15 protein-coding genes, 1 pseudogene and 1 other annotated feature are annotated in these 21,281 nt (G+C 67.6%); of the genes and pseudogenes, 11 read left to right on the top strand and 5 right to left on the bottom strand.

What is annotated here, in order from left to right; translation table 11 throughout:
• A pseudogene (locus WAQ08_RS04795) lies at positions 1 to 857 on the top strand (IS3 family transposase); the annotation flags it as partial.
• Positions 218 to 334: a sequence feature (AL1L pseudoknot), on the top strand. It overlaps the preceding pseudogene by 117 nt.
• A 7-nt stretch (positions 858 to 864) precedes the next feature.
• Here WAQ08_RS04795 and WAQ08_RS04790 read toward each other — a convergent pair.
• The 3 genes from WAQ08_RS04790 to WAQ08_RS04780 form a co-directional block, all read right to left on the bottom strand.
• Positions 865 to 1,761 (bottom strand): metal-dependent hydrolase, encoded by an 897-nt coding sequence (locus WAQ08_RS04790; RefSeq protein WP_422189519.1) that lies wholly within the window; start codon positions 1,759 to 1,761, stop codon positions 865 to 867.
• A 79-nt stretch (positions 1,762 to 1,840) separates the two neighbouring features.
• Positions 1,841 to 2,917 carry an AraC family transcriptional regulator ligand-binding domain-containing protein gene (locus WAQ08_RS04785; protein WP_422189517.1) on the bottom strand — a complete coding sequence of 359 codons (1,077 nt, stop codon included), beginning with the start codon at positions 2,915 to 2,917 and terminating at the stop codon, positions 1,841 to 1,843.
• 31 nt (positions 2,918 to 2,948) lie between these two features.
• The gene (locus tag WAQ08_RS04780) at positions 2,949 to 3,854 is read right to left on the bottom strand and encodes an alpha/beta hydrolase (RefSeq protein ID WP_422189515.1); all 906 of its coding nucleotides are present in this window, start codon (positions 3,852 to 3,854) and stop codon (positions 2,949 to 2,951) included.
• A gap of 291 nt (positions 3,855 to 4,145) precedes the next feature.
• Between WAQ08_RS04780 and pyk the strand changes: the two genes are divergently transcribed.
• Together pyk and WAQ08_RS04770 are read left to right on the top strand one after the other, a co-directional pair.
• Entirely contained in the window at positions 4,146 to 5,579 is a 1,434-nt protein-coding gene (gene pyk / locus WAQ08_RS04775; RefSeq protein ID WP_422189513.1) for a pyruvate kinase, read from the top strand.
• Between the two features lie 224 nt (positions 5,580 to 5,803).
• Positions 5,804 to 6,517: an N-acyl amino acid synthase FeeM domain-containing protein gene (locus WAQ08_RS04770; protein WP_422189511.1), complete on the top strand. Its 714-nt coding sequence runs from the start codon at positions 5,804 to 5,806 to the stop codon at positions 6,515 to 6,517.
• 48 nt (positions 6,518 to 6,565) lie between these two features.
• On the opposite strand, the gene WAQ08_RS04765 is transcribed toward WAQ08_RS04770, so the two are convergent.
• Positions 6,566 to 8,407 (bottom strand): ATP-binding protein, encoded by a 1,842-nt coding sequence (locus tag WAQ08_RS04765; RefSeq protein ID WP_422189509.1) that lies wholly within the window; start codon positions 8,405 to 8,407, stop codon positions 6,566 to 6,568.
• Between the two features lie 278 nt (positions 8,408 to 8,685).
• Between WAQ08_RS04765 and fba the strand changes: the two genes are divergently transcribed.
• The 6 genes from fba (at position 8,686) to WAQ08_RS04735 (ending at position 17,213) form a co-directional block, all read left to right on the top strand.
• Entirely contained in the window at positions 8,686 to 9,750 is a 1,065-nt protein-coding gene (gene fba, locus WAQ08_RS04760) for a class II fructose-bisphosphate aldolase (RefSeq protein ID WP_422189507.1), read from the top strand.
• 157 nt (positions 9,751 to 9,907) lie between these two features.
• Complete coding sequence (locus WAQ08_RS04755; protein ID WP_422189505.1) at positions 9,908 to 10,561, top strand: glutathione S-transferase family protein; 654 nt, start codon at positions 9,908 to 9,910, stop codon at positions 10,559 to 10,561.
• A gap of 106 nt (positions 10,562 to 10,667) precedes the next feature.
• Complete coding sequence (locus WAQ08_RS04750) at positions 10,668 to 13,208, top strand: response regulator (protein ID WP_422189503.1); 2,541 nt, start codon at positions 10,668 to 10,670, stop codon at positions 13,206 to 13,208.
• A gap of 141 nt (positions 13,209 to 13,349) precedes the next feature.
• On the top strand, positions 13,350 to 14,159 hold the full coding sequence (locus WAQ08_RS04745) for an alpha/beta fold hydrolase (protein WP_422189501.1): 810 nt from the start codon (positions 13,350 to 13,352) through the stop codon (positions 14,157 to 14,159).
• Positions 14,160 to 14,219: 60 nt separating this feature from the next.
• A complete protein-coding gene (locus tag WAQ08_RS04740; RefSeq protein WP_422189499.1) occupies positions 14,220 to 16,190 on the top strand; it encodes a PAS domain-containing hybrid sensor histidine kinase/response regulator in 1,971 nt (656 codons plus the stop codon).
• Positions 16,191 to 16,304: 114 nt separating this feature from the next.
• Positions 16,305 to 17,213, top strand: coding sequence for a phosphoribosylaminoimidazolesuccinocarboxamide synthase (locus tag WAQ08_RS04735; RefSeq protein ID WP_422189497.1), 909 nt, complete (start codon positions 16,305 to 16,307; stop codon positions 17,211 to 17,213).
• A gap of 56 nt (positions 17,214 to 17,269) precedes the next feature.
• On the opposite strand, the gene yihA is transcribed toward WAQ08_RS04735, so the two are convergent.
• Positions 17,270 to 18,112 carry a ribosome biogenesis GTP-binding protein YihA/YsxC gene (gene yihA, locus WAQ08_RS04730; protein WP_422189495.1) on the bottom strand — a complete coding sequence of 281 codons (843 nt, stop codon included), beginning with the start codon at positions 18,110 to 18,112 and terminating at the stop codon, positions 17,270 to 17,272.
• Positions 18,113 to 18,189: 77 nt separating this feature from the next.
• Here yihA and WAQ08_RS04725 point away from each other — a divergent pair, with 77 nt between their 5' ends.
• The gene (locus WAQ08_RS04725; RefSeq protein ID WP_422189493.1) at positions 18,190 to 18,816 is read left to right on the top strand and encodes a c-type cytochrome; all 627 of its coding nucleotides are present in this window, start codon (positions 18,190 to 18,192) and stop codon (positions 18,814 to 18,816) included.
• A gap of 202 nt (positions 18,817 to 19,018) precedes the next feature.
• Positions 19,019 to 21,280 carry a cytochrome c biogenesis protein ResB gene (locus WAQ08_RS04720; protein ID WP_422189491.1) on the top strand — a complete coding sequence of 754 codons (2,262 nt, stop codon included), beginning with the start codon at positions 19,019 to 19,021 and terminating at the stop codon, positions 21,278 to 21,280.
• The last annotated feature ends 1 nt before the right edge of the window (position 21,281 follow it).

The following is a 21,281-nucleotide window of genomic DNA, read 5'->3' as shown; positions in this document are numbered from 1 at the left end:
AGCACCAGGCCGATTACCCGTCGCAGCGGGCGGCGATCGAGTCAATCGCCGGCAAGATTGGCTGCGTGCCGCAGACGCTGCACACGTGGGTGCGTCAGCACGAGGTCGATGCCGGTCAGCGTGAGGGTGTCTCGACGGCCGAAGCCCAGCGCATCAAGGCCCTTGAGCGTGAGAACCGTGAACTGCGCAAGGCCAACGAGATACTCAAGCTGGCCAGCGCGTTTTTTGCCCAGGCGGAGCTCGACCGCCGCATCAAGTCCTGAAGTCCTTCGTCGACCAGCACCGCAAGCAATTTGGGGTCGAGTCGATCTGCCGTGTCCTGCAGATCGCCCCATTGGCATATTGGCGCCATGCCGCACGCCAGCAACAGCCAGCCTTGCGCTCGGTGCGTGCCCGGCGCGATGCGGCGTTGATGCCGCAGATTCAGCGTGTGTGGCGCGCCAACTTGCAGGTCTATGGCGCAGACAAGGTCTGGCTGCAGCTCAATCGGGAGGGTGTCGCCGTGGCGCGCTGTACCGTCGAGCGGCTGATGCGCCAGCAAGGCCTGCAGGGCGTGCGCCGAGGCAAGGCGCACCACCATCGCTGATCCCAAGGCGCCATGCCCGCTTGATCGCGTCAACCGGCAGTTCAGGGCTGATCGACCCAACCAGCTGTGGGTCTCGGACTTCACCTATGTCTCGACTTGGCAGGGCTGGGTTGATGTGGCCTTCGTCATTGACGTGTTCAGCCGCCGCATCGTAGGTTGGCGCCAGAGCAGTTCCATGCACACCGACTTCGTGCTCGATGCGCTGGAGCAGGCCTTGTACGACCGCAAGCCCTCAGAGGAAGATGGTCTGATTCATCATTCCGACAGGGGATGGTTGCTCAGCGCTGCTGCTGGGCGACCAGCTCGGCCGTGAGCAGGTTGCTGGCGGCCACGGGCGGGTGCTGGTCCATCAGGCGGAGCCAGCTGGCGTAGCTGGGCACGACCGGGTCGTCCCAGGGGTGGAAACTGGGCTTGAGGTAGGCGAAGTAGCGGCCGGCCAGCGGCAGGAAGACACCGCCAGGCTTGTAGAGCCACCACAGGCCCTTGGCCCAGAGCTTGGTACGCTCCCAGCGGGTGTAGCCGTCGACCTTGAGCATGTGCGCCATGATGCGGAACACATTGACGGGGAACAGGAAGGTGACCAGCAGCATCGAGAGCACGCGGGTGCGGTAGCTGGCCTTGGCCACCTTGGTGAGCACGTCGTAGGCGACGGACTTGTGCTCCATCTCTTCCATGGCGTGCCAGACGTAGACGGCGCGGATGCGGTCGTCGGCGCCTTCGAGGATGTCGGGGCGCTCGACGAAGGCGTCGGCCATGATGGCGGTGATGTGCTCGGCAGCGGCGGTGACACCCAGCGTGAACTCGCGCGAGAGGTGCTTGCGCAGGATGCCGAAGAGGCGCCACTCCTGGCCCTTGAGGATCACGTCGACACGCACGCCCTGGGCGGTGAGGCGGTCGTTGTACTTCGTGTGGACGATGCCGTGCTGGCCTTCCTGGCGGGTGAAATCCTTGATGTGGGCGCGCAGGGCCGGGTCGGTGACCTGGTCCTTGTAGTCGCGCACGCAGGTGATGAAGAAGCGCTCGCCGACGGGGAAGAGCGTGGACATCGCGTCGAACAGGCGCGTCTTGAAGGCGTCGCCGCCTAGCCAGTGGCGGGGGATGTCGCCCTCCAGACCGAAGTCCAGGCGCTCGCGCGGCACGATGTCGGGGATGGGGTGGGCAGGTTGACGGCTCATGTTCCGCACTTTAGGGAGCCGGGTGTTGCGCCGCAATGCAGCTGTACGACAGCGCGGAAGAAATCGCGACAGAGTGCCGTCAGTGATTTCCCTGGCGTCGGTAATCTCTGGGCGATTGGCCCTGCCATTTGTTGAAGGCCTGCGTGAAGCTGCGCCGGTCGGTGAAGCCCAGGCGCTCGCTGATGTCCTCGATGCTCAGGGCGGGGTCGGCCAACCACTGGCGGGCCAGGTCATGGCGCACACGGGCCACGATGGACGAGTGGCTGGCATTGCTATCGCGCAGGCGGCGCTGCAGGGTGCGGCTGTGCAGGCCGAGGGCGCTGGCCAGGTTGTCCAGGCCCTGGCCGAGCAGGGTGGGTTGCTGGCGCAGCAGGGCGTCGATCTGGGCGGGCAGGCTGCTGGCGTCGCCCGCTGGCGTGGTGGTGCCGGGCCCCTTCTGAGCCAGTTGTTGCGCCACACGCCGAGCGGCGGTCTCGTGCAGGGAGGGCAGCGCGCCGCGCAGGGGGTGGTCCAGCAGGGCTCGGTCGAACCACAGCGCATTGACGGGCTGGTTGAAGCGCACGGGTAGGCCGACGGCGGCGGTCAGGTGCTCGCTGCCCACCTCGGGCGGGTGCCTTAGGGTGAGCTCACCTTGCCACAGTGGCGCGCCGACCATCTGCCGGGTGAATTTGCACAGAGTGACGAAGATGGATTCGGCGAAGGCCCAGGTGGTGACGGGGTAGGCCTCGGCGTGGTGGAAATCCATGTGCAGCCGGGCCCGGTCGCCGTGCTCCTGCAGGTCCCAGCGGATGAAGGGGTTGAGCAGGGGGCGCAGCCAGTGCAGGGCCGGCATGGCCTCGCGCAGGGTGGGGCTGGTGGTGATGAAGGTTTCCAGGTCCGACAGGTAATCGAAGGCGAAGGTGTCGCCCAGCACGATGGGGAAGTGCTGGTGGGGGGCGCGCTGGCGGGTGCTTTCGACGCAGCGGTCCATGAGCACGCGCATGGCCTGCACGCTGATCACCGAAGCTTCCGGGTCGAGCTGGTCGGTGTCGATGCCGACCTCGCGCAGCAGCGGGGCGATGTTAAAGCCGCACAGGGCCGCGGCTCGCGACCAGTTGGTCACGGTGACGAAGGGGATGGGCGTGTCGTCGGAGGTGGGGGCTGTGGCGTCGTCCACGGTGCGGCGAGGGTGGGGCGGTGGCTCAGTGTCAGCGGGGCTCGGGCGGGCGAGGGGCCTGACCGGGCTTGTGGCTGTTGTGGCTGTTGTGGCTGTTGTCGCTGAATTGTCGCAGCCAGTGCAGCACGGTCTGGGCGGTTTCGTCGGGCCGCTCGAAAGGATAGAGGTGGCTGCCCTGGATCCATGACAGGCGCGGGCCGACGACGCGGTGGATGCCGCCCAGCCCGACCCGCCGCAGTTCACGCGAGCGGGTGCCGCCGATGAAGGCGATGGGGCAGGTGGGCGGGTGGCGCTGCATCTCGCGGGTGAGGCGGTGCGGCATGGTGTTGTAGATGTGGGTCTCGACCTCGCGCTGGAAGCGCAGGGTGTGGGGCTGGCCCAGTTGGGGCGATTCAATGCCGTGGCGCAGGTAATCCGCCAGCACACGGGGGTGGAAGGCGGCGAACTTGGGCTTGGCCTGGAAGTGCTCGCGCGCCTCGCCGGCGCTGGACCACAGGTGGCGCCGCTGCGCCGCCACGCGCGAAGGCATCACCACGGGCATCAGGCCCAGGGCCTTGACCATGCCGATGGAGTCGGCCTTCCAGCCGTGCAGCAGGGGCGAGTCGAGCACGACCACGCCGCGCGCGAGTTGCGGGTGGCGGCAGGCCAGCATCATGCTGAGGTAGCCGCCCAGGGAGTGGCCGACCAGGTAGACGGGGTGGCCGATGTCGCCCTGGATGACGTCGTGCAGGTGGCGCACCAGGTGGGGCCAGTCGCGGGTGACGGGGTAGCGCGGGTCATGCCCGAAGCGCTCGACGGCCTGGACACGAAAGCCCTGGGCGCGCCATTGTTCGAACAGCGCCTCGTAAGTGCCGGCCGGAAAGCTGTTGGCGTGCGAGAAGACGATGGTGGGCGGGGCGGAGGCCGGGGAGGCGCTGGCCGTTGTGGCGGCGTTCATGGTGACCGTGACGCGAGTGTTGTTCAATGCATTGACGGCAGGCTGCGCGGGATCTGAAGGGCCTTGAGGCTCTGCAGAGGCCGGACGCCTCGCACAGAAAGGGGCGCGAGGTGACGTTCCGCGGCAGCCGCTTGCCGAAGCTGTCATTTTGCGGGAGCCGGCGCTGGGCTGCAGGCCATGTCCGAAATGTGGCAAACATCCCGAAGGCTGTCGCTGCTCGATGGATCAACCGTCGTTTTTTGATGTGAAACTAGCCTGACTGGCCTTGCGCCGCCCTGAGGAACACACCACATGCCCCGCGCCACCAAGATCGTCGCCACCCTGGGACCTGCGTCGTCGTCGCCCGAGATGCTCGAGCGCATCCTGAACGCTGGGGTGGACGTGGTGCGGCTGAACTTCTCGCACGGCCAGGCGCAGGACCACATCGACCGCGCCAGGCTGGTCCGTGAGGTCGCGGCCAAGGTGGGCAAGGTGGTGGCCGTGATGGCCGACCTGCAGGGCCCTAAGATCCGCGTGGGCAAGTTCGCCGAAGGTCGCGTGATGCTGGAGCCCGGCCAGCCCTTCGTGCTCGACGCCAGCCGCACGGCCCTGGGCGACATCGAAGGCGTGGGCCTGGACTACAAGGAGTTGCCGCGCGACGTGAAGCCCGGCGACGTGCTGCTGCTCAACGATGGCCTGATCGTGCTGACGGTGGATGCCGTGAAGGGCGAGGCCGTGCATACCATCGTCAAGCTGGGCGGTGAGCTGTCCAACAACAAGGGCATCAACAAGCAGGGCGGCGGCCTGACCGCGCCCGCGCTGACGGCCAAGGACATGGAGGACATCAAGACGGTGGCGAGCTTCCAGTGCGACTACATCGCCGTGTCCTTCCCGAAGAACGCGACCGACATGGAGATGGCGCGCCAGCTGGCCAATGTGGCCGGCGAGCAGTGGAAGCACCGCCCGGCCATGATCGCCAAGATCGAGCGCACCGAGGCCATCCCGAACCTGGAGAGCATCCTGCGCGCCTCGGACGGCATCATGGTGGCCCGTGGCGACCTGGCCGTGGAGGTGGGCAACGCCGCCGTGCCGGCGCTGCAAAAGCGCATGATCAAGCTGGCCCGCGAGATGGACAAGGTGGTGATCACGGCCACGCAGATGATGGAGTCGATGATCGTGAACCCCGTGCCGACGCGCGCGGAGGTGTCCGACGTGGCCAACGCGGTGCTGGACGGCACCGACGCCGTGATGCTGAGCGCCGAGACGGCCGCCGGCAAGTACCCGGTCGAAACGGTGGAGCACATGGCCGCCGTGGCCCTGGAGGCTGAACGCGCCGAAGAGGTCACGCTGGACACCGACTTCAACAACAAGCGCTTCGAGCGCATCGACCAGTCGATCGCGATGGGGGCGCTGTTCACGGCCTTCCACCTGGGCTGCAAGGCCATCGTGGCATTGACCGAATCGGGCTCGACCGCGCTGTGGATGAGCCGCCACCGCATCCACGTGCCCATCTTCGCGCTGACGGCGCAGCCGACCTCGCTGCGCAAGATGGCGCTGTACCGCAACGTGCAGCCGCTGCTGGTGCCCAGCGTGACCGACCGCGACGAGGCCCTGCACCAGGCCGAGCTGATCCTGGTCGAGCGCGGTGTGCTGCGCCCGGGCGACACCTACGCCATCACCTGCGGCGAGCCCATGGGCTACCCCGGTGGCACCAACATGCTCAAGGTGTGCGAGGTGATGGCCTGAAGGATAGGGGTGGGGATGAGCCGATTGGCAATCCCATGAACCGTCAAACGCGCCCCCTCACCTGAGGGGTGTGCTATATGCACGCTGTATCAGGCGTGTCAGAATTTTTCCATGGCGAAACCGCGTGGAAACCCTGAACACCTCGGCGTCACGCGTCGCCTCTCCGCTGTTTGCAGGGTATTGCGATGTTGTTGTCTTCGTCGTTGTTGAATCGGGATGCCGACATGTTGGCGGACGATGCCCTGTCCGACATGCCTGCGTTCACGCTGCCGGGCCTGGGCGCCAACACCCTGCCTTTCGTGGTGAGGATGGTGCGCAACGAGGCGCATCTGCAGCACGTGTGTGCCTTGCGCGCGGAGGCCTACGGGCGCCGCATGCCGGCGTTCGGTGAGTCGCTGCAACGCCCCGAGCCCGCCGACCGTGCGCCGGGCACCGCCATCCTGATGGCGCAGGACAAATCCAGCGGCGCGGTGGTGGGCACCATGCGCATCCACTCCAACCTGTTCGAGACGCTGCCGATCGAGGGGGCCTTCAAGTTCCCGAAGTCGATGCGGGGTCAGTTGCTGGTGGAGTTGTGCCGCTTCTCGATCCAGCCTGGCTACAACAACACGGCGGTGCGGCTGGCGCTGTTCAAGGCCATGTACCTGTACTGCTATGCGCATCAGGTGCAGCACATCTGGGTGGCCGCGCGCCGCCCGCTGGACAGGATCTACAAATCCCTGGGCTTCACCTCGCCGCAGGCCGAGGATGTGTGGGTGCCCCTGAGCTACGCCGACAACATCCCGCACTCGATCCTGAGCTTCGACGTGCTGGCCGCTGAGCGCCTGTGGCATGACATCCGCCACCCGCTCTACACCTTCATGGTGCGTACCTACCACCCGGACATCCAGGTGTTCTCGGGGGGGAGCCCCTGGGGCGGTGTGCCGGCTCCGCGTTGAGCGGCGGTACGCGGTAGCTCTAGCGTAGAGCCTTTCGGTTCAGTGCCATCAGGCCGAGAAGGCCGCGCGACCAGCCCGCAAGTGGCGGGTCAGCACATTGGTGAGCTGGGCGTCGTGGAAGGGCTTGGGCAGGTGCGCATCCATGCCGGCGCTCAGGCAGCGCTCGCTGTCCTCGGCCATGGCGCTGGCCGTGAGGGCCACCACCGGCAGGCGGGGCAGCTGCTGATCACGCTCGTGCTGGCGCAGGCGGCGCGTGGCCTCGAAGCCGTCCATGCGGGGCATCTGGCAATCCATCAGGACCAGGTCGGGGCGGCGCCCGTCCGGCGCGGTGAGGCGCTCCAGGGCTTCCTGGCCGTCGCGCACCTGCTCGACCGTCAAGCCCATGCGGCGCAGCTGGGTCTCCACGATCAGGGCGTTGACGTCGTTGTCCTCGGCCAGCAGCACGTGGCCCTGCAGGCGCCGGGGCAGCTCGTCGTCGGGCAGCATCGGACGTGACAGCGCCCAGGCGGGCACGGTGGCATCGGCCGGCGTCTCGACCGTGGGCAGGGGCACGCTGAACTCGAAGGTCGAGCCGTGGCCCATGCGGCTGCTGCAGGTGATGTCGCCGCCCATGGCGCGGCTGATCTCGCGGGAGATGGTCAGGCCCAGGCCGGTGCCGCCCACCGCGTTGCCCACGGCCGCATCGGCCTGGCGGTAGGGGTCGAAGATGCGCTCCTGGTCATCCGCCGAGATGCCGATGCCGGAGTCGATCACCTGGATCACGATGTGCCCGTCGGTGTTGCGCCGCTGGGCACGCACCTCGATGCGGCCTTTCTCGGTGAACTTGATGGCATTGCCGACCAGGTTGAGCAGTACCTGCCGCACCTTGGCCGCATCGCCGCTGACCCAGCAGGGCTTGGGCAGCTGGATGTGGTCGTACAGGATCAGGCCCTTGTTCTCGGCGGACACGCCGGTCAGGCTGATCACGTCCTCCAGCAGGGCGTCCAGGTCGAAGGGGCGGTGGTCGATGTTGAGGTGCCCGGCCTCGATGCGGGAGAAATCGAGGATGTGGTTGATGATGGTGAGCAGGTGCTCGCCCGAGCGCTGCACCAGGCCCAGCTGCTTGCGGTGGCCCAGGTCGGGCACGCTGTCGAGCAGCATGCGCGTGAGGCCCAGGATGCCGTGCAGCGGGGTGCGCAGCTCATGGCTCATGGTGGCCACGAACTGGCTCTTGATCAGGTTCTGGCGCTCGGCATCGTCCAGCGCGGCATCCTTGTCGGCCACGATGCGGTCGATCAGGAAGCGGTGCCACAGCATCTCCAGCACCGTGCGCTGGGCGCGGCGCGCCACGATCAGCAGGCTGGCGATGAAGACCAGCATGGCCGCCCCGATATACATGCCGAAGGCATCGCCGCGCCACAGCAGGTGGATGGCCATGGGCGCGATCATGGGCAGGCAGTAGGCCGCGTTGGCCTGCCAGTTGGCGTGCAGGGTGAAGGTAGCCACCGAGGCCACGCCCATCAGGCTGGCGCCGATGACGACGATGGTCTGCTCGTCATGAGCCGGCAGCAGCATCAGGCCGGCCAGGCCCCAGCAGATGCCGTCGAGCAGGATCAGGCCCAGAGCCCAGCGGTGCCAGCGGGCGTTGGGTTGGGCCTTGCGGCCCAGGAACAGCTGCTCCTGCACGACGCGCGGCAGGGCGGTGACGATCTTCAGGGCCAGCCAGGTGTGGGCCAGCTGGGCCTCGACGTGACGCGAAGCGTACATGGCCAGCAGCACGGCGAAACCCGTGGCCAGCAGCGTGGCGGCGGCGGTGTGTCCGAACAGCATCCGCAACTGTTCGGCACGAATCTGCCGCCTGACGAGGGCGTCGGCAGGCGGGTAAGGCCCGGAGGCGGATGAATGGCTCATAGCGTGATGGTTCACCACGGACGAAGTCGGGCCCAGAAAAAGCCAGGGCCTGTCGGATTGTGTCGCCAGACGCGTGACATTCTCCACAAGAAATGAGGGTCGTTGGAGGTGTATCTCCAAATCCCGGGTGCGCTGGCGGGGCTGTGTCTCGTGGCGGCATCAAGGGCGATCTCCCTGCGGGGGGCGCCGGATCGAGGGGGGGCGCAGCGGGCGCAGGCCCCAGCATCGGTAAAATCCGCCGCAGTTCAAACCCTTTCCACTTCCTCTGGGGATCTGCCATGGCTCTCGTTTCTATGCGCCAGCTGCTGGACCATGCCGCCGAACACGGCTACGGCATTCCGGCTTTCAACGTCAACAACCTGGAGCAGGTCCAGGCCGTCATGGCCGCTGCCGACGAGGTCGGTGCCCCCGTGATCCTGCAAGCCAGCGCAGGCGCCCGCAAGTACGCCGGTGAGCCCTTCATCAAGCACCTGATCCAGGCTGCCGTCGAAGCCTTCCCGCACATCCCCCTGGTGATGCACCAGGATCACGGCACCTCGCCCGGCGTGTGCCAGGGCGCCATCAACCTGGGCTTCGGCTCGGTGATGATGGATGGCTCGCTCAAGGAAGACGGCAAGACCCCGGCCGATTTCGCCTACAACGTGGACGTGACCCGCAAGGTGGTGCAACTGGCCCATAAGGTCGGCGTGACGGTGGAAGGCGAGCTGGGCTGCCTGGGCAACCTGGAAACCGGTGAAGCCGGCGAGGAAGACGGCATCGGCGCCGAAGGCAAGCTGGACCACAGCCAGATGCTGACCGATCCGGAAGAAGCCGCCGTGTTCGTGCGCGAAACGCAGCTGGACGCCCTGGCCATCGCCATCGGCACCAGCCATGGCGCCTACAAGTTCAGCCGCAAGCCTACGGGCGACATCCTGGCCATCTCGCGTGTCAAGGAAATCCACAAGCGCATCCCCAACACCCACCTGGTGATGCACGGCTCGTCGTCGGTGCCTGCCGAGCTGCTGGCCATCATCAACCAGTACGGCGGCAAGATGAAGGAAACCTACGGCGTGCCCGTCGAGGAGATCCAGGAAGCCATCAAGTACGGCGTGCGCAAGATCAACATCGACACCGACATCCGCCTGGCGATGACCGGCGCGGTGCGCAAGTTCATGGCCGAGAACCCCGACAAGTTCGACGCCCGCGAGTGGCTCAAGCCTGCCCGCGAAGCCGCCAAGCAGATCTGCAAGCAGCGCTACCTGGAGTTCGGCTGCGAAGGCCAGGCCGGCAAGATCAAGCCGATCGACCTGAGCGAGATCGCCGCCCAGTACGCCAGCGGCAAGCTGGCCCAAGTGGTGGCCTGACCCTCGGCTGATTCAAGCCTCCCGGCGAGATCGCCGGCGCGAGCCTTCGGGCCGCGCCGGCTTTTTTTCGTCTTGTTTTCTGCCCGTGATGCGGCCTGCATGGCCTATGCTGTGGCGGCTTCCCATGTCTAAAACGCCCCACGATCGGAGACAACCCATGCTCAAGCTCTACGGCTTCCCGCTCTCGAACTACTACAACAAGGTCAAGCTGGCCCTGCTGGAAAAAGGCATCGATTTCGAGGAGGTGCGTGTGCCGCAGATGGGCCCCAAGACGGAAGGCATGCTGGCCATGTCCCCCCTGGGCAAGGTGCCCTGGATCGAGACCGAGCAGGGCAGCCTGTGCGAGAGCCAGGTCATCGTGGACTACATCGAGGCACGCTGGCCCGAGCATGCGCTGATTCCGGCCGACCCTTTCCAGGCGGCCAAGGTGCGCGAGCTGTGCCTGTTCATGGAGTTGCACGTGGAGCTGTGCGCCCGCCAGCTCTACCCGCAGGCCTTCTTCGGGGCGACGCTGCCCGAGAAGTACGTGGCCCGCGTGCGCGCCGACCTGGAAAAGAATCTGTCTGCGTTTAAACGGTTGATGGCGCTTGCCCCCTACGCTGCGGGCGACACCTTCACCATCGCCGATTGCTGCGCCTATGTGCACCTGCCGCTGGCGGGCCTGGCCAGCAAGCTGGTGCTGGGCGAGGACCTGGTCAACGCCGTCGGCATCGACTGGAAAGCCTACGTCAAGCTGATCGAGCAGCGGCCCACGGCGCAGCGCGTGGCGGCCGACCGCAAGGCCGATCAGGCGCGTCTGGTGTCCCCTTAACCGGGGTAGGCTGCGGCTGACGCGCGAAACAGTGCGTCTCCAACTGTCACAAGGCGCGCAGCTTCCCTAGAATCCATCCACGCGTCGCGTCCTTCCAGGAGCCGCCATGGAGCCAATCCAGGCCGCTGTACCCACCGTCGAGCAGTTCAATGCCTTCCCGGCGTGGCTGCCGGACGCGGGCGACATCGAGCGGGCGTTGCGCGCGCTGGACTGGCACGCCACGCCGCTGGGGCCGCCTGAAGGCTGGTGCTCGGCCCTGCGGGGCGCCGCCGCCATGGTGATGGCCGCGCCCCAGCCCATGATGCTGGCCTGGGGGCCGGCCCTGGTGCAGATCCCCAATGAAGCCTGGTACCGCCTGCACTGGCGCCTGAAGGGCAACCAACCCACCTCGATGTTGGGCCGGCCCCTGGCCCAGGACTGGTCGGGCGTGTGGCCCCGCGTGCACGAGGCCATTGGCCGGGCCTGGGGCGGGCATGGCTGCATGGTGTCTTCCTTCGCGCCGCCGGTGGCGCCGGGGCAGGTGGATGGCGCGGTGCCCGGATCGCCCCTGCACACCCTGGCGATCAGCCCGGTGCCTGATGTACGCGGCCAGATCGGCGGCCTGCTGATGATGCTGGCGGAGGTGGCGGACGACCGCCAAGACGAGCTGGCCCGCCTGCGCCGCCAATGGGAAGAGGACGTGCGCAGCGTGGCGCGCGCCAAGACGGAGTTCCTGGCCAACATGAGCCACGAGATCCGCACGCCCATGAATGCCGTGATCGGCATGACCACATTGCTGATGGGCACGGAGCTGTCGGCGCCGCAGCGCGAGTTCGTCGAGACCATCCGCAACTGCGGCGACCACCTGCTCACCATCATCAACGACATCCTGGACTTCTCCAAGATCGAGGCGGGCAAGCTGGCGCTGGAGAGGCAGCCGTTTGATCTGGGTGATTGTATGGAGGGTGTTATCGACTTGGTGTCAGGCCGCGCCTCGCACAAGGAACTGGAGCTGCTGCTGGACATCGCCCCGGGCGTGTCGCGGCAGGTGGTGGGCGATGTATCGCGCCTGCGCCAAGTGATCATCAACCTGGTGGACAACGCCGTGAAGTTCACCACCCAGGGCGAGGTGCTGGTGAGCGTGCGCGCGGCCAGGGATGTGCCCGGCGTGCTGGAGTTTTCGGTGCGCGACACGGGCATCGGCATCTCGCCCGAGCAGATGAGCCGCCTGTTCCAGGCCTTTGGGCAGGCGGACACCTCCACCACGCGGGTGTATGGCGGCACGGGCCTGGGCCTGGCCATCACGCGGCGGCTGGTCGAGCTGATGGGCGGGCACCTGCGTGTGGACAGCCAGCCGGGGCAGGGCTCGCACTTCCAGGTGCGCCTGCCGCTGCCCGGGGTGGCCGAGCCCGATGCCGTGCCGGGCCGCAAGCCCATGGCGGGCAAGCGCGTGCTGGTGGTGGACGACAACGCCGCGAGCGCGCGCATATTGCAGGAGCTGCTGTCCTCCTGGGGGCTGCACGTGCAGACCTGCCCGGGCAGCCTGCAGGCGCTGCAGTGGCTGGCCAATGGCGAGCCGATCGACGTGGCCCTGCTGGACTACCAGATGCCCGAGATCAACGGCGTGCAACTGGCCGGTGCTATCCGCGCGATGCCCTCGGTGCAGGCGCTGCCACTGATCCTGCTCAGCCCCGCCGCCGAGCCGCGCACGCAGGCGCGCTTCCAGGCGGTGGTGACCAAGCCGGTCAAGCAGGATCTGCTGCATGACGCGCTGCTGCGCATCCTGGTGGGCGAGGACTCCGCGCCCGCGCCCCTGATCGACGAGCCCGCGCTGGCCGAGCGCTGCCCGCTGCGCCTGCTGGTGGCCGAGGACAATCTGGTCAACCAGCGGGTGATCCGCCTGCTGCTCGACAAGCTGGGCTATGCCGCCGATGTGGTGGCCAACGGGCTGGAGGCGGTGGAGGCCGCCGCGCGCGTGCACTACGACGTGGTGCTGATGGACGTGCAGATGCCCGAGATGGACGGCATGGACGCCACGCGCGCCTTGCGCCAGCGGCCCGTGGACGACCAGCCCTATGTGATCGGCCTGAGCGCGCATGCCCTGGCCGAAGCCCGCCAGGCCTGCCTGGAAGCCGGCATGGACGACTACCTGACCAAGCCCGTGGTGTTCGAGCAACTGGCCGCGGCGCTGCGCGAGGCCTGGACGGTGCGGCATGACGCGCCATCCAGGCGTGAGACCGACCGTGTGGACAGCGCCCCCCGACCCCTGGCGACGGCTGCGGCCCTGCCGGCCGAATCGACGCTACCTGTATCCGCATCCGCCGCCGCGCCTGTGCCTGTGCTCGACGAACGCAAGCTGCAGCAGCTCGACCGCCTGATCGGCCCCGACAAGGTCAATGAGCTGGTGCGCATGTTCCTGGCCGACACTGCCGAGCTGCTGGCCCAGGCGCGCGAGGCGACCGAGGCGGGTGATGCCGATGTGCTGCGCGGCCATTTCCATGCCTTGAAATCCACCAGCGGCGAACTGGGGGCCGCGCAATTGCACCGCCTGTGTCAGCAGGTGGAAGCCGCCGCCACCGTGCAGGGCTGGCGTGACCGGGTGGGCGAGGCTCAGACCCTGTTCGAGCAGGTGCGGGCACCTTTGCTCAAACGCATGGGGGCTGGCTGAAGGTGGGATGAACATGGCACCTGGCGGTCACATTGCCCCTATAGACGTCATGTTTGTCTTTCCACTATCATCAAATTTCGCAGTGCCGCGGATCGCCAACCCTCGTTGGATCGAGTCCGTCAACGACACACGGAGGCTCCCATGGCCCAGGACATCCGTCGTCGCAATAACGTGACGACGCAAGGTGTAAGCAGTGGCAGGACGGTGTTGTTTGCTCATGGCTTCGGCAGCGACCAGCTCAGCTGGCGCCACGTGGCACAGGATGTTGCCCGGGATCACCAGGTGGTGCTCTTCGACTACGTGGGCTGCGGCCATTCCGATGCGCAGGCTTGGTCGCCTGAGCGTTATCACACGCTGGCAGGGCATGTGCAGGATCTGCTCGATGTGTGTGATGCGCTGGATCTGTCGCGCGTCACGCTGGTGGGGCACGCCATCGGCGGCATGATCGGCCTGCTGGCCTCGCTGAGGCGCCCCGAGCTGTTCTCTCAGCTGGTGATGGTGGGGCCCTCGCCGCGCTACCTCAATGACAGGCCGGGCTATCACGGCGGCTTCGAGCGCGAAGACGTGATCAGCCTGCTCAACCTGATGGAGCGCAACGCGGGCGCCTGGGCCGAATCCATCGTGCCCATGGCCCTGGGTGAGCATGCCTCGCACCAGGCGGGCGAAGACATGGCCTGCAGCCTGTGCGCAGCAGACCCGGCCATTTCACGGCACTTCGCCGAGCGCGTGCTGCTGACCGACCACCGCGCTGAACTGTCGCGTGTGAGCGTGCCCTCGGTGATTCTGCAAAGCGCGCACGATGTGCTCACACCACCCGACGTTGGGCGCTACATGCACGAGCACATGCCCGGCAGCACCTTGCAGATGCTGCCTGACGGAGGGCACTGCCCTCAACTGAGCCACCCGCAGGCCACCATCGCGGCCATCCGCGACCACCTGCCCGTGCACTGACCTTGACGCATGAAGCCGCCTAGCGAGCGGCCACGGGGCCAGGCCCCGAAGGGGGGAGCCATGAGCAGTCTGCAGGATCCGTCGATCGCCTTGCAGGATCCGCACGATCTGCCGTGCGGTGTGCTGGCGCTGCTGGATGACGGGCGCATCGTCGCCGACAACCGCGCCTTGCGCGAGATGCTGGCCACCGACCCGGACGGGCTGGTGGGCTGGCACATCGACGAGCTGCTGCCGCCGGCCTCGCGGCTGCTGTACCACACCTACCTGTTCCCGCAGCTCAAGCTGCACGGGCATGTGGAAGAGATCGCGCTGCCGCTGCGTCGCGCCGATGGGTACAGCATCGACACCCTGGTCAATGCCTCGCGCGTGGTCGGTGCCGATGGGCAGGCGGTGGTGCGCTGCGCCATCTTCCGGCTGCGTGAGCAGCGCCGCCTGGAAGACCAGTTGCTGCATGCCAAGCGCGCCGCCGAGCAGTTGCCCGGGCTGCTGTTCCACCTGCGGCGTGAGCCCGGCGGCGCCCTGCGCTTTCACTACGCCAGCGAGGCGCTGCGCACCCTGTTCGGCGTGGTGCCGCGGGATGCGGCCGCCAGCGCCAACCACGTGCTGTCCACCATCCATGCCGATGACATCCAGGCCGTGCTGTCGGCCCTGCAGCAATCGGCCGACCGGCTCGAGCCCTGGCACATGGAGTACCGCGTGAACCTGCCCCATGGCGTGCAGTGGCGCGAAACGCATGCCACGCCGCAGCTCGACAGCGACGGCGGCATCTCGTGGCACGGCTACACCTTCGATGCCACCGAGCGCAAGACCATGGAGGCCGTGCGCCGCGACAAGGAAGCGGCCGAGCGTGCCAGCCGCGCCAAGAGCGAGTTCCTGGCCCGCGTGAGCCACGAGCTGCGCACCCCGCTCAACGGCATCCTGGGCTTTGCGCAGATCCTGCTGATGGATCCGCGCTCGCCGCTGGACGACAGCCAGCGCCGCCGCGCACTGTGCATCGAATCGGCCGGGCAGACCCTGCTGGGCCTGATCAACGAGGTGCTCGACATCGCCCGCATCGAGGCCGGTGGCGTGCGCGTGGACATGGTCGACGTGGACGTGGGCAACGTGGTGCGCGAGGCTGCTGCCCTGATCGAGCCCATGGCCACCCGCCGTGGCGTGACGGTACAGGTGGATGTGGGCGAGGCCGGCCATGCCCGTGCTGATCCGCAACGCCTGACGCAGGTGCTGATCAACCTGCTGAGCAACGCCATCAAGTACGGGCCCGAGGGCGGGCTGGTGCGCGTGTACGCCGCGGGCGAAGGGCCATGGATGCGCCTGATGGTCAGTGACCAGGGCCCGGGTTTGAGCCCCGAGCAGCAGACGCAACTGTTCCAGCCCTTCAACCGCCTGGGCGCCGAGCGCACGCAGACCGAGGGCCATGGCCTGGGCCTGGTGATCACACGCGGCCTGGTCGAGCTGATGGGCGGGCGCATGCTGGTCAACAGCTCACCCGGGCAGGGCGCGGTGTTCGGCTTGCTGCTGCGTGCCAGCAGCACGGTGCAGGCTGATCCGCTGGCCGGTGGCGCGCGGCTGCAGCCCATGGTGGACGAAGCGGCCGATGACCTGCCCGAGGCCCGCGTGCTCTATGTGGAAGACAACCCCATGAACGCCGAGCTCATGGTGTCGCTGTTCGCCATGCGGCCCACCTACAACCTGCTGGTGGTGGACTCCGCCTGCCGGGCGCTGGCCGTGGCGCGTGATTTCCAGCCCGATCTGCTGCTGCTGGACATGCAACTGCCCGACATGGATGGCCGGCAACTGCTGCAGGGCCTGCGCCAGTTGCTGGACGAGCCGGCGCCCGACCAGCCCGCCTGGTCGCGCGTGCCAGCCGTGGCCGTGTCGGCCGACGCGGTGGCCGAGCACGTGGCCCAGGCCCGCGCCGTGGGCTTCACCGATTACTGGACGAAACCCCTGGACGTGCCCCGCCTGCTCCCCTGTCTGGACGGGTTGCTGCGCACGCGGCTGGCCGCTGGCGGCACAATGTCGGTCTGAGCGCCCTGGTGCGCCGGTTTTTGCGCGGGCGCATCGCCCTGCGCGACAGCCGGTGAGGCCGGGGCGGGCCGTTCACCTGACTTATCCGCTGCTTTTCGCCGCTGCGTCGCCGACATGACTTCCGCCCTGCACACCTCCAGCCTGCAATCCCTGCCCCTGCTTGCCCGCGGCAAGGTGCGCGACAACTACGCCGTCGGCAACGATCGCATCCTGATGGTGGCCTCCGACCGCATCAGCGCCTTCGACGTGATCATGGGCGAGCCCATTCCGGGCAAAGGCGCGCTGCTGACCAAGATGGCGCTGTTTTGGTTCGAGCTGCTGAAAGATGTCGCCCCCAACCACCTGACCGGTGACGACCCTGTCACCGCCGTCAAGCCCGAAGAGCGCGCCCAGGTCGAGGGCCGCGCCATGCTGGTCAAGAAGCTCAAGCCCCTGCCCGTAGAAGCGGTGGTGCGCGGCTACCTGGCCGGCAGCGGCTGGAAGGAGTACCAGCACAACGGCGAAGTGTGTGGCGTGAAGCTGCCCGCCGGCCTGCAGAACGCCAGCAAGCTGCCCGAGCCCATCTTCACGCCGGCCACCAAGGCCGAGGTGGGCGACCACGACGAGAACATCAGCTACGACAAGATGGTCGAGATCATCGGTGCCGACCTGGCCGAGCAGGTGCGCGCCCTGGCCATCAAGCTGTACAAGACGGCGGCCGACTACGCCCTGACCAAGGGCATCATCATCGCGGACACCAAGTTCGAGTTCGGGCTTGATGAGCAGGGCACGCTGACCGTGATGGACGAGGTGCTGACGCCCGATTCCTCGCGCTTCTGGCCGGTCGAGGGTTATGAGGCCGCCTTCAAGGCCGGCGTCAACCCGCCCAGCTACGACAAGCAGTTCGTGCGCGACTGGCTGGAGCAGGCCACCGTGAACGGCCAGCCCTGGGACAAGACGGCCCCGTCGCCGGCCCTACCGCAAGACGTGATCGAGAAGACGGCCGCCAAGTACCAGGAAGCGCTGACGCGCCTGCTGGGCTGACGGCGGGCCGGGCCGCCGTCGTCACATCGACGGCGTTGCCGCAGGATGCGGCCTGCTCAGGCTTTGTCCAGATCGTCGCCTTCGTGGTGGTCTTGGTTGTCGTCGTCGTAAGGGGCATCCGCTTCGGCGGCGGCCTGACGGTGCGCCGCAGCCAGCGCCTGGGCCCGCTCATCCGACGCGGCCCAGCTTTGCAGCGTCTCGGCCACATCGGCCACGCCGATTTTCTTGAGCGCCGAGAACAGCGTCACGCCGATGTCGGCCTCGTCCGTGCTCAGCTCGCCCAGCACCTCCTGGGCCTTGCGCAACGCGTCGGTCGATTCCTTGCGGTTGAGCTTGTCGGCCTTGGTCAGCAACACCAGCAGCTTGACCTCGCCGTTGCGCACGCGGGGCGCGATGAAGCCCAGCAACTGCAGGTCCAGCTCGGTGAAGCCGTGGCGCGAATCGACCATCTGCACCACGCCCGACAGGCTGCGGCGCAGCTCCAGGTAACGGGCCATTACCTCCTGCCAGCGCAGCTTGGCCGCACGCTCGACGGCGGCGTAGCCGTAGCCCGGCAGGTCGGCCCACAGCATGTTGGGGGCTTCCAGCGGGCCCAGGTGGAACAGGTTGATGTGCTGGGTGCGGCCGGGCTTCTTGGAGGCGTAGGCCAGCTGGCGCTGCTGGGCCAGGGTGTTGATGGCGGTGGACTTGCCTGCGTTGGAGCGGCCCACGAAGGCGATCTCTGGCAGTTCGTTGAACGGCAGCTGTTCGATCTTGGCGGCCGTGGTGTAGAAGCGCGCGCTGTGCGCCCAGCCCAGGGCCAGCTCGCCCGGCGTGGCTGCACGGGTGCGCGGCGCCTGTGGTGTCTTGTGCACGGGACGCGGGGCGCGCTTGGAGGCCGGAGGGGATGCTCGATTCATGTGCCATTGTAGAATCCCTCGAAGCGGTGTTGACATTGCTCAATGCCCCGATCACCCCCACTGATCAAATCATGCTCATGCGCTTTTATCCCCTGATTGCCGCAGTTGCCATGACCGCCAGCCTGTCCGGGCTGGCCTACGCCGCTGAACCCACCAAGGCCGCCAAGCCCGATCTGGCCGCCGGAGAAGCCAAGGCCACGCAGATCTGCGCGGCCTGCCACACCGCGGACGGCTCCCGCGGGCTCGCGGCCAACCCCATCCTGCTTGGCCAGCACCCGCAGTACCTGGCCAAGCAGCTCGAAGACTTCAAGGCCGGCAAACGCAAGAACGCCGTGATGCAAGGCATGGCCGCCCCTCTGAGTGAGGCGGACATCCGCAACGTGGCCGCCTTCTACGCCAGCAAGAAGGCCAAGGATGGCTTTGCCACCAACAAGGACCTGGTCGGCCTGGGCGAGAAGATCTACCGCGGGGGCATCGCCGCCAAGGGCGTGCCGGCCTGCGCGGGCTGCCACAGCCCCAATGGCGCCGGCATCCCGGCCCAGTACCCGCGCCTGGGTGGCCAGCACGCCGACTACACCAAGGCCCAGCTGACGGCCTTCCGCCAGGGTGATCGCCGCAACAGCGCGCCCATGACCACCATCTCGGCCAACCTGAGCGACAAGGAAATCACCGCGCTGGCCGATTACATCGCCGGGCTGCGCTGACATCGCAGGCAAGGTGGGCCCCCGGGTGAACCCGCAGGCCTGAGGGGTACTCCAAGCCCCGAGGAAACCCGGTGTTCCGGGTTTTCACCTTCCCCGCTGCCGGGAGGCCCGTGTCGGTGTTATCCCTTGATTCGTCGCATGAGCGACGGTCAAGGGGGCGGGCACACTCCTACAGTGCCCGCTGTCCCGATCTGCCCCTGCCATGACCGCCGCTGTTGATTCCCTGCCGCCCTTGCCGGCCCGTTCCGCCCGCGCCGATGCACTGGAGTTGCTGGCCTCGATGCGCTTCGCCATCGCGCTGCTGACGGTGATCTGCATCGCCTCGGCCATCGGCACGGTGCTGCAGCAGGGCCAGCCGCTGGTCAACTACGTGGACGCCTTCGGGCCCTACTGGGCCGAGGTGTTCGGCGCCCTGGGGCTGTTCAACATCTACAGCTCGGGCTGGTTCCTGGTGATCCTGGCCTTCCTGGTCATCTCCACCAGCCTGTGCATCGCGCGCAATGTGCCCAAGATCCTGACGGATCTGCGCACCTTCAAGGAAAACGTGCGCGTGCGGGCGCTGGACGCCTTCCACCACAAGGCGCATGGCTCGGCCGAGGGCGCGCCCGCCGAGGTGCGCGACCGGGTGCTGGCCACCCTGGCGGCGCTGGGCTGGCAGGTCAAGGCGCAGGAGCGGCTGGGGGCTGCATCGGCTACCGGTGCTGCCAGTGGTGTGCCGGCTGGCGCGGCTGGGGCTGTGGGCGAGGCCGGCACCATGATCGCCGCCCGCCGGGGCAGGGCCAACAAGCTGGGCTACATCGCGGCGCACTCGGCCATCGTGCTGGTGTGCCTGGGCGGCTTGTTCGATGGCGAGATGGTCACCAAGACCCAGGCCTGGTGGCAGGATCTGGTGCCTTTCAAAGGCAACAACCCCGGCCCCAAGAACAGCCTGGGCGTGGACAACCCCGCCTACCGCGCGCAGCTCTTCGTGCCCGAAGGCGCGCGCTCCGGCTCGGCCGTGCTGAACCTGCCGCAGGGCATGCTGCTGCAGCCGCTGCCTTTCGAGGTGGAGCTGCGCAAGTTCATCGTCGAGTACTACGACACCGGCATGCCCAAGCGCTTCGCCAGCGAGATCGTGGTGCACGACGCGCGCGACAAGTCCACGCATGCGGCCACGGTTGAGGTCAACAAGCCCTTCGTCTACGACGGCGTCACCATCTTCCAGTCCAGCTTCGAGGATGGCGGCTCGACGGTGGAGCTCAAGCCCCATGCGCTGTACGGCCAGCGCGTGCAGGAGGGCGATGTGTTCAAGGGCATGGTGGGCGGCGATGCGATCACCGTGCCGCGTGCGCTCAGCCCGCGCGAGGCCCTGAGCGTGGAGATCACCGGGCTGCGCCCCGTGAACGTGGAAGACCTGGCCCAGGCCGATGGCGCCACGCAGGCCGAGGACACGCCCAAGGCGGGCGGCGGCTCCACCGATGCGCGCGGTGTGAACTTCCAGGAGCTGGGTCGCCAGCTGGGCTCGGATCACAAGAGCGCGGCCGACCGGCGCCTGACCAACATCGGCCCTTCGGTAACCTACAAGCTGCGCGATGCAGCCGGCCAGGCGCGTGAATACCAGAACTACATGCTGCCGGTGCACATCGGTGGCCAGCCGCTGTTCCTGCTGGGCGTGCGCAGCGCGCCGTCGGAGCCTTTCCGCTTCCTGCGCGTGCCGGCTGATGACCAGATGCAGCTGACCGGCTGGCTGCGCCTGCGCGAGGCCCTGGCCGATGCGGGCATGCGCCAGCAGGCCGTGCAGCGCTTTTCCACGCGGGGTGCTGATGGCCAGCCCGGCGAGCTGGTGGCGCAGCTGGCGCTGTCTTCGCAGCGCGTGCTGGAGCTCTACGCCGGCGTGCACAACGTGGTCGATCCGGCCCAGCTTGATGGCGCGCCGCAAGCCGCACCCACGGCGGGCTTCCAGGCGCTGACGGATTTCATCGAGAAGGCCGTGCCCGAGGCCGAACGCGAGCGCGCTTCGGCCACGCTGATCCGCATCCTCAACGGCACCTTGTTCGAACTGCTCAACGTGGTGCGCGAGCACGATGGCCTGAAGCCCCTGTCGCCCGACGAGCCCGCCACCGGCGCCTTCATGACGCAAGCGGTGCTGTCGCTGTCGGATGCCAATGCCTACCCGGCGCCCTTCATCCTGTTGCCGTCGGCCTTCGAGCAGCGCCAGGCCAGCGTCTTCCAGGTCACGCGCACGCCGGGCCGCAACGTGGTCTACCTGGGCTGCATCCTGCTGATCGTGGGCGTGTTCGCCATGCTGTACGTGCGCGAGCGCCGCGTGTGGGTGTGGGTGCGCGCCGATGAGGCCCAGCCCGGCCGCACGGCGATCACGCTGGCGCTGTCGTCCACCCGCCAGACGCTGGACACCGATCACGAGTTCGACCGGCTGCGCCATACTTTGCTGCCGTCCCCGGCCACCCAAGACGAGGTCATCTGAC

The sequence above is a fragment of the Aquabacterium sp. genome, from assembly GCF_049274795.1.
Lineage (GTDB): Bacteria > Pseudomonadota > Gammaproteobacteria > Burkholderiales > Burkholderiaceae_C > Aquabacterium.
This window is presented reverse-complemented; position numbering and strand designations above follow the sequence as displayed.

What these genes read in the sequence shown, in the direction of transcription:
- WAQ08_RS04790 (WP_422189519.1), bottom strand. Translation starts at nt 1,761, where the DNA reads ATGAGCCGTCAACCTGCCCACCCCATCCCCGACATCGTGCCGCGCGAG.
- WAQ08_RS04780 (WP_422189515.1), bottom strand. Translation starts at nt 3,854, where the DNA reads ATGAACGCCGCCACAACGGCCAGCGCCTCCCCGGCCTCCGCCCCGCCC.
- pyk (WP_422189513.1), top strand. Translation starts at nt 4,146, where the DNA reads ATGCCCCGCGCCACCAAGATCGTCGCCACCCTGGGACCTGCGTCGTCG.
- WAQ08_RS04770 (WP_422189511.1), top strand. Translation starts at nt 5,804, where the DNA reads ATGTTGGCGGACGATGCCCTGTCCGACATGCCTGCGTTCACGCTGCCG.
- WAQ08_RS04765 (WP_422189509.1), bottom strand. Translation starts at nt 8,407, where the DNA reads ATGAGCCATTCATCCGCCTCCGGGCCTTACCCGCCTGCCGACGCCCTC.
- fba (WP_422189507.1), top strand. Translation starts at nt 8,686, where the DNA reads ATGGCTCTCGTTTCTATGCGCCAGCTGCTGGACCATGCCGCCGAACAC.
- WAQ08_RS04755 (WP_422189505.1), top strand. Translation starts at nt 9,908, where the DNA reads ATGCTCAAGCTCTACGGCTTCCCGCTCTCGAACTACTACAACAAGGTC.
- WAQ08_RS04750 (WP_422189503.1), top strand. Translation starts at nt 10,668, where the DNA reads ATGGAGCCAATCCAGGCCGCTGTACCCACCGTCGAGCAGTTCAATGCC.
- WAQ08_RS04745 (WP_422189501.1), top strand. Translation starts at nt 13,350, where the DNA reads ATGGCCCAGGACATCCGTCGTCGCAATAACGTGACGACGCAAGGTGTA.
- WAQ08_RS04740 (WP_422189499.1), top strand. Translation starts at nt 14,220, where the DNA reads ATGAGCAGTCTGCAGGATCCGTCGATCGCCTTGCAGGATCCGCACGAT.
- WAQ08_RS04735 (WP_422189497.1), top strand. Translation starts at nt 16,305, where the DNA reads ATGACTTCCGCCCTGCACACCTCCAGCCTGCAATCCCTGCCCCTGCTT.
- yihA (WP_422189495.1), bottom strand. Translation starts at nt 18,112, where the DNA reads ATGAATCGAGCATCCCCTCCGGCCTCCAAGCGCGCCCCGCGTCCCGTG.
- WAQ08_RS04725 (WP_422189493.1), top strand. Translation starts at nt 18,190, where the DNA reads ATGCGCTTTTATCCCCTGATTGCCGCAGTTGCCATGACCGCCAGCCTG.
- WAQ08_RS04720 (WP_422189491.1), top strand. Translation starts at nt 19,019, where the DNA reads ATGACCGCCGCTGTTGATTCCCTGCCGCCCTTGCCGGCCCGTTCCGCC.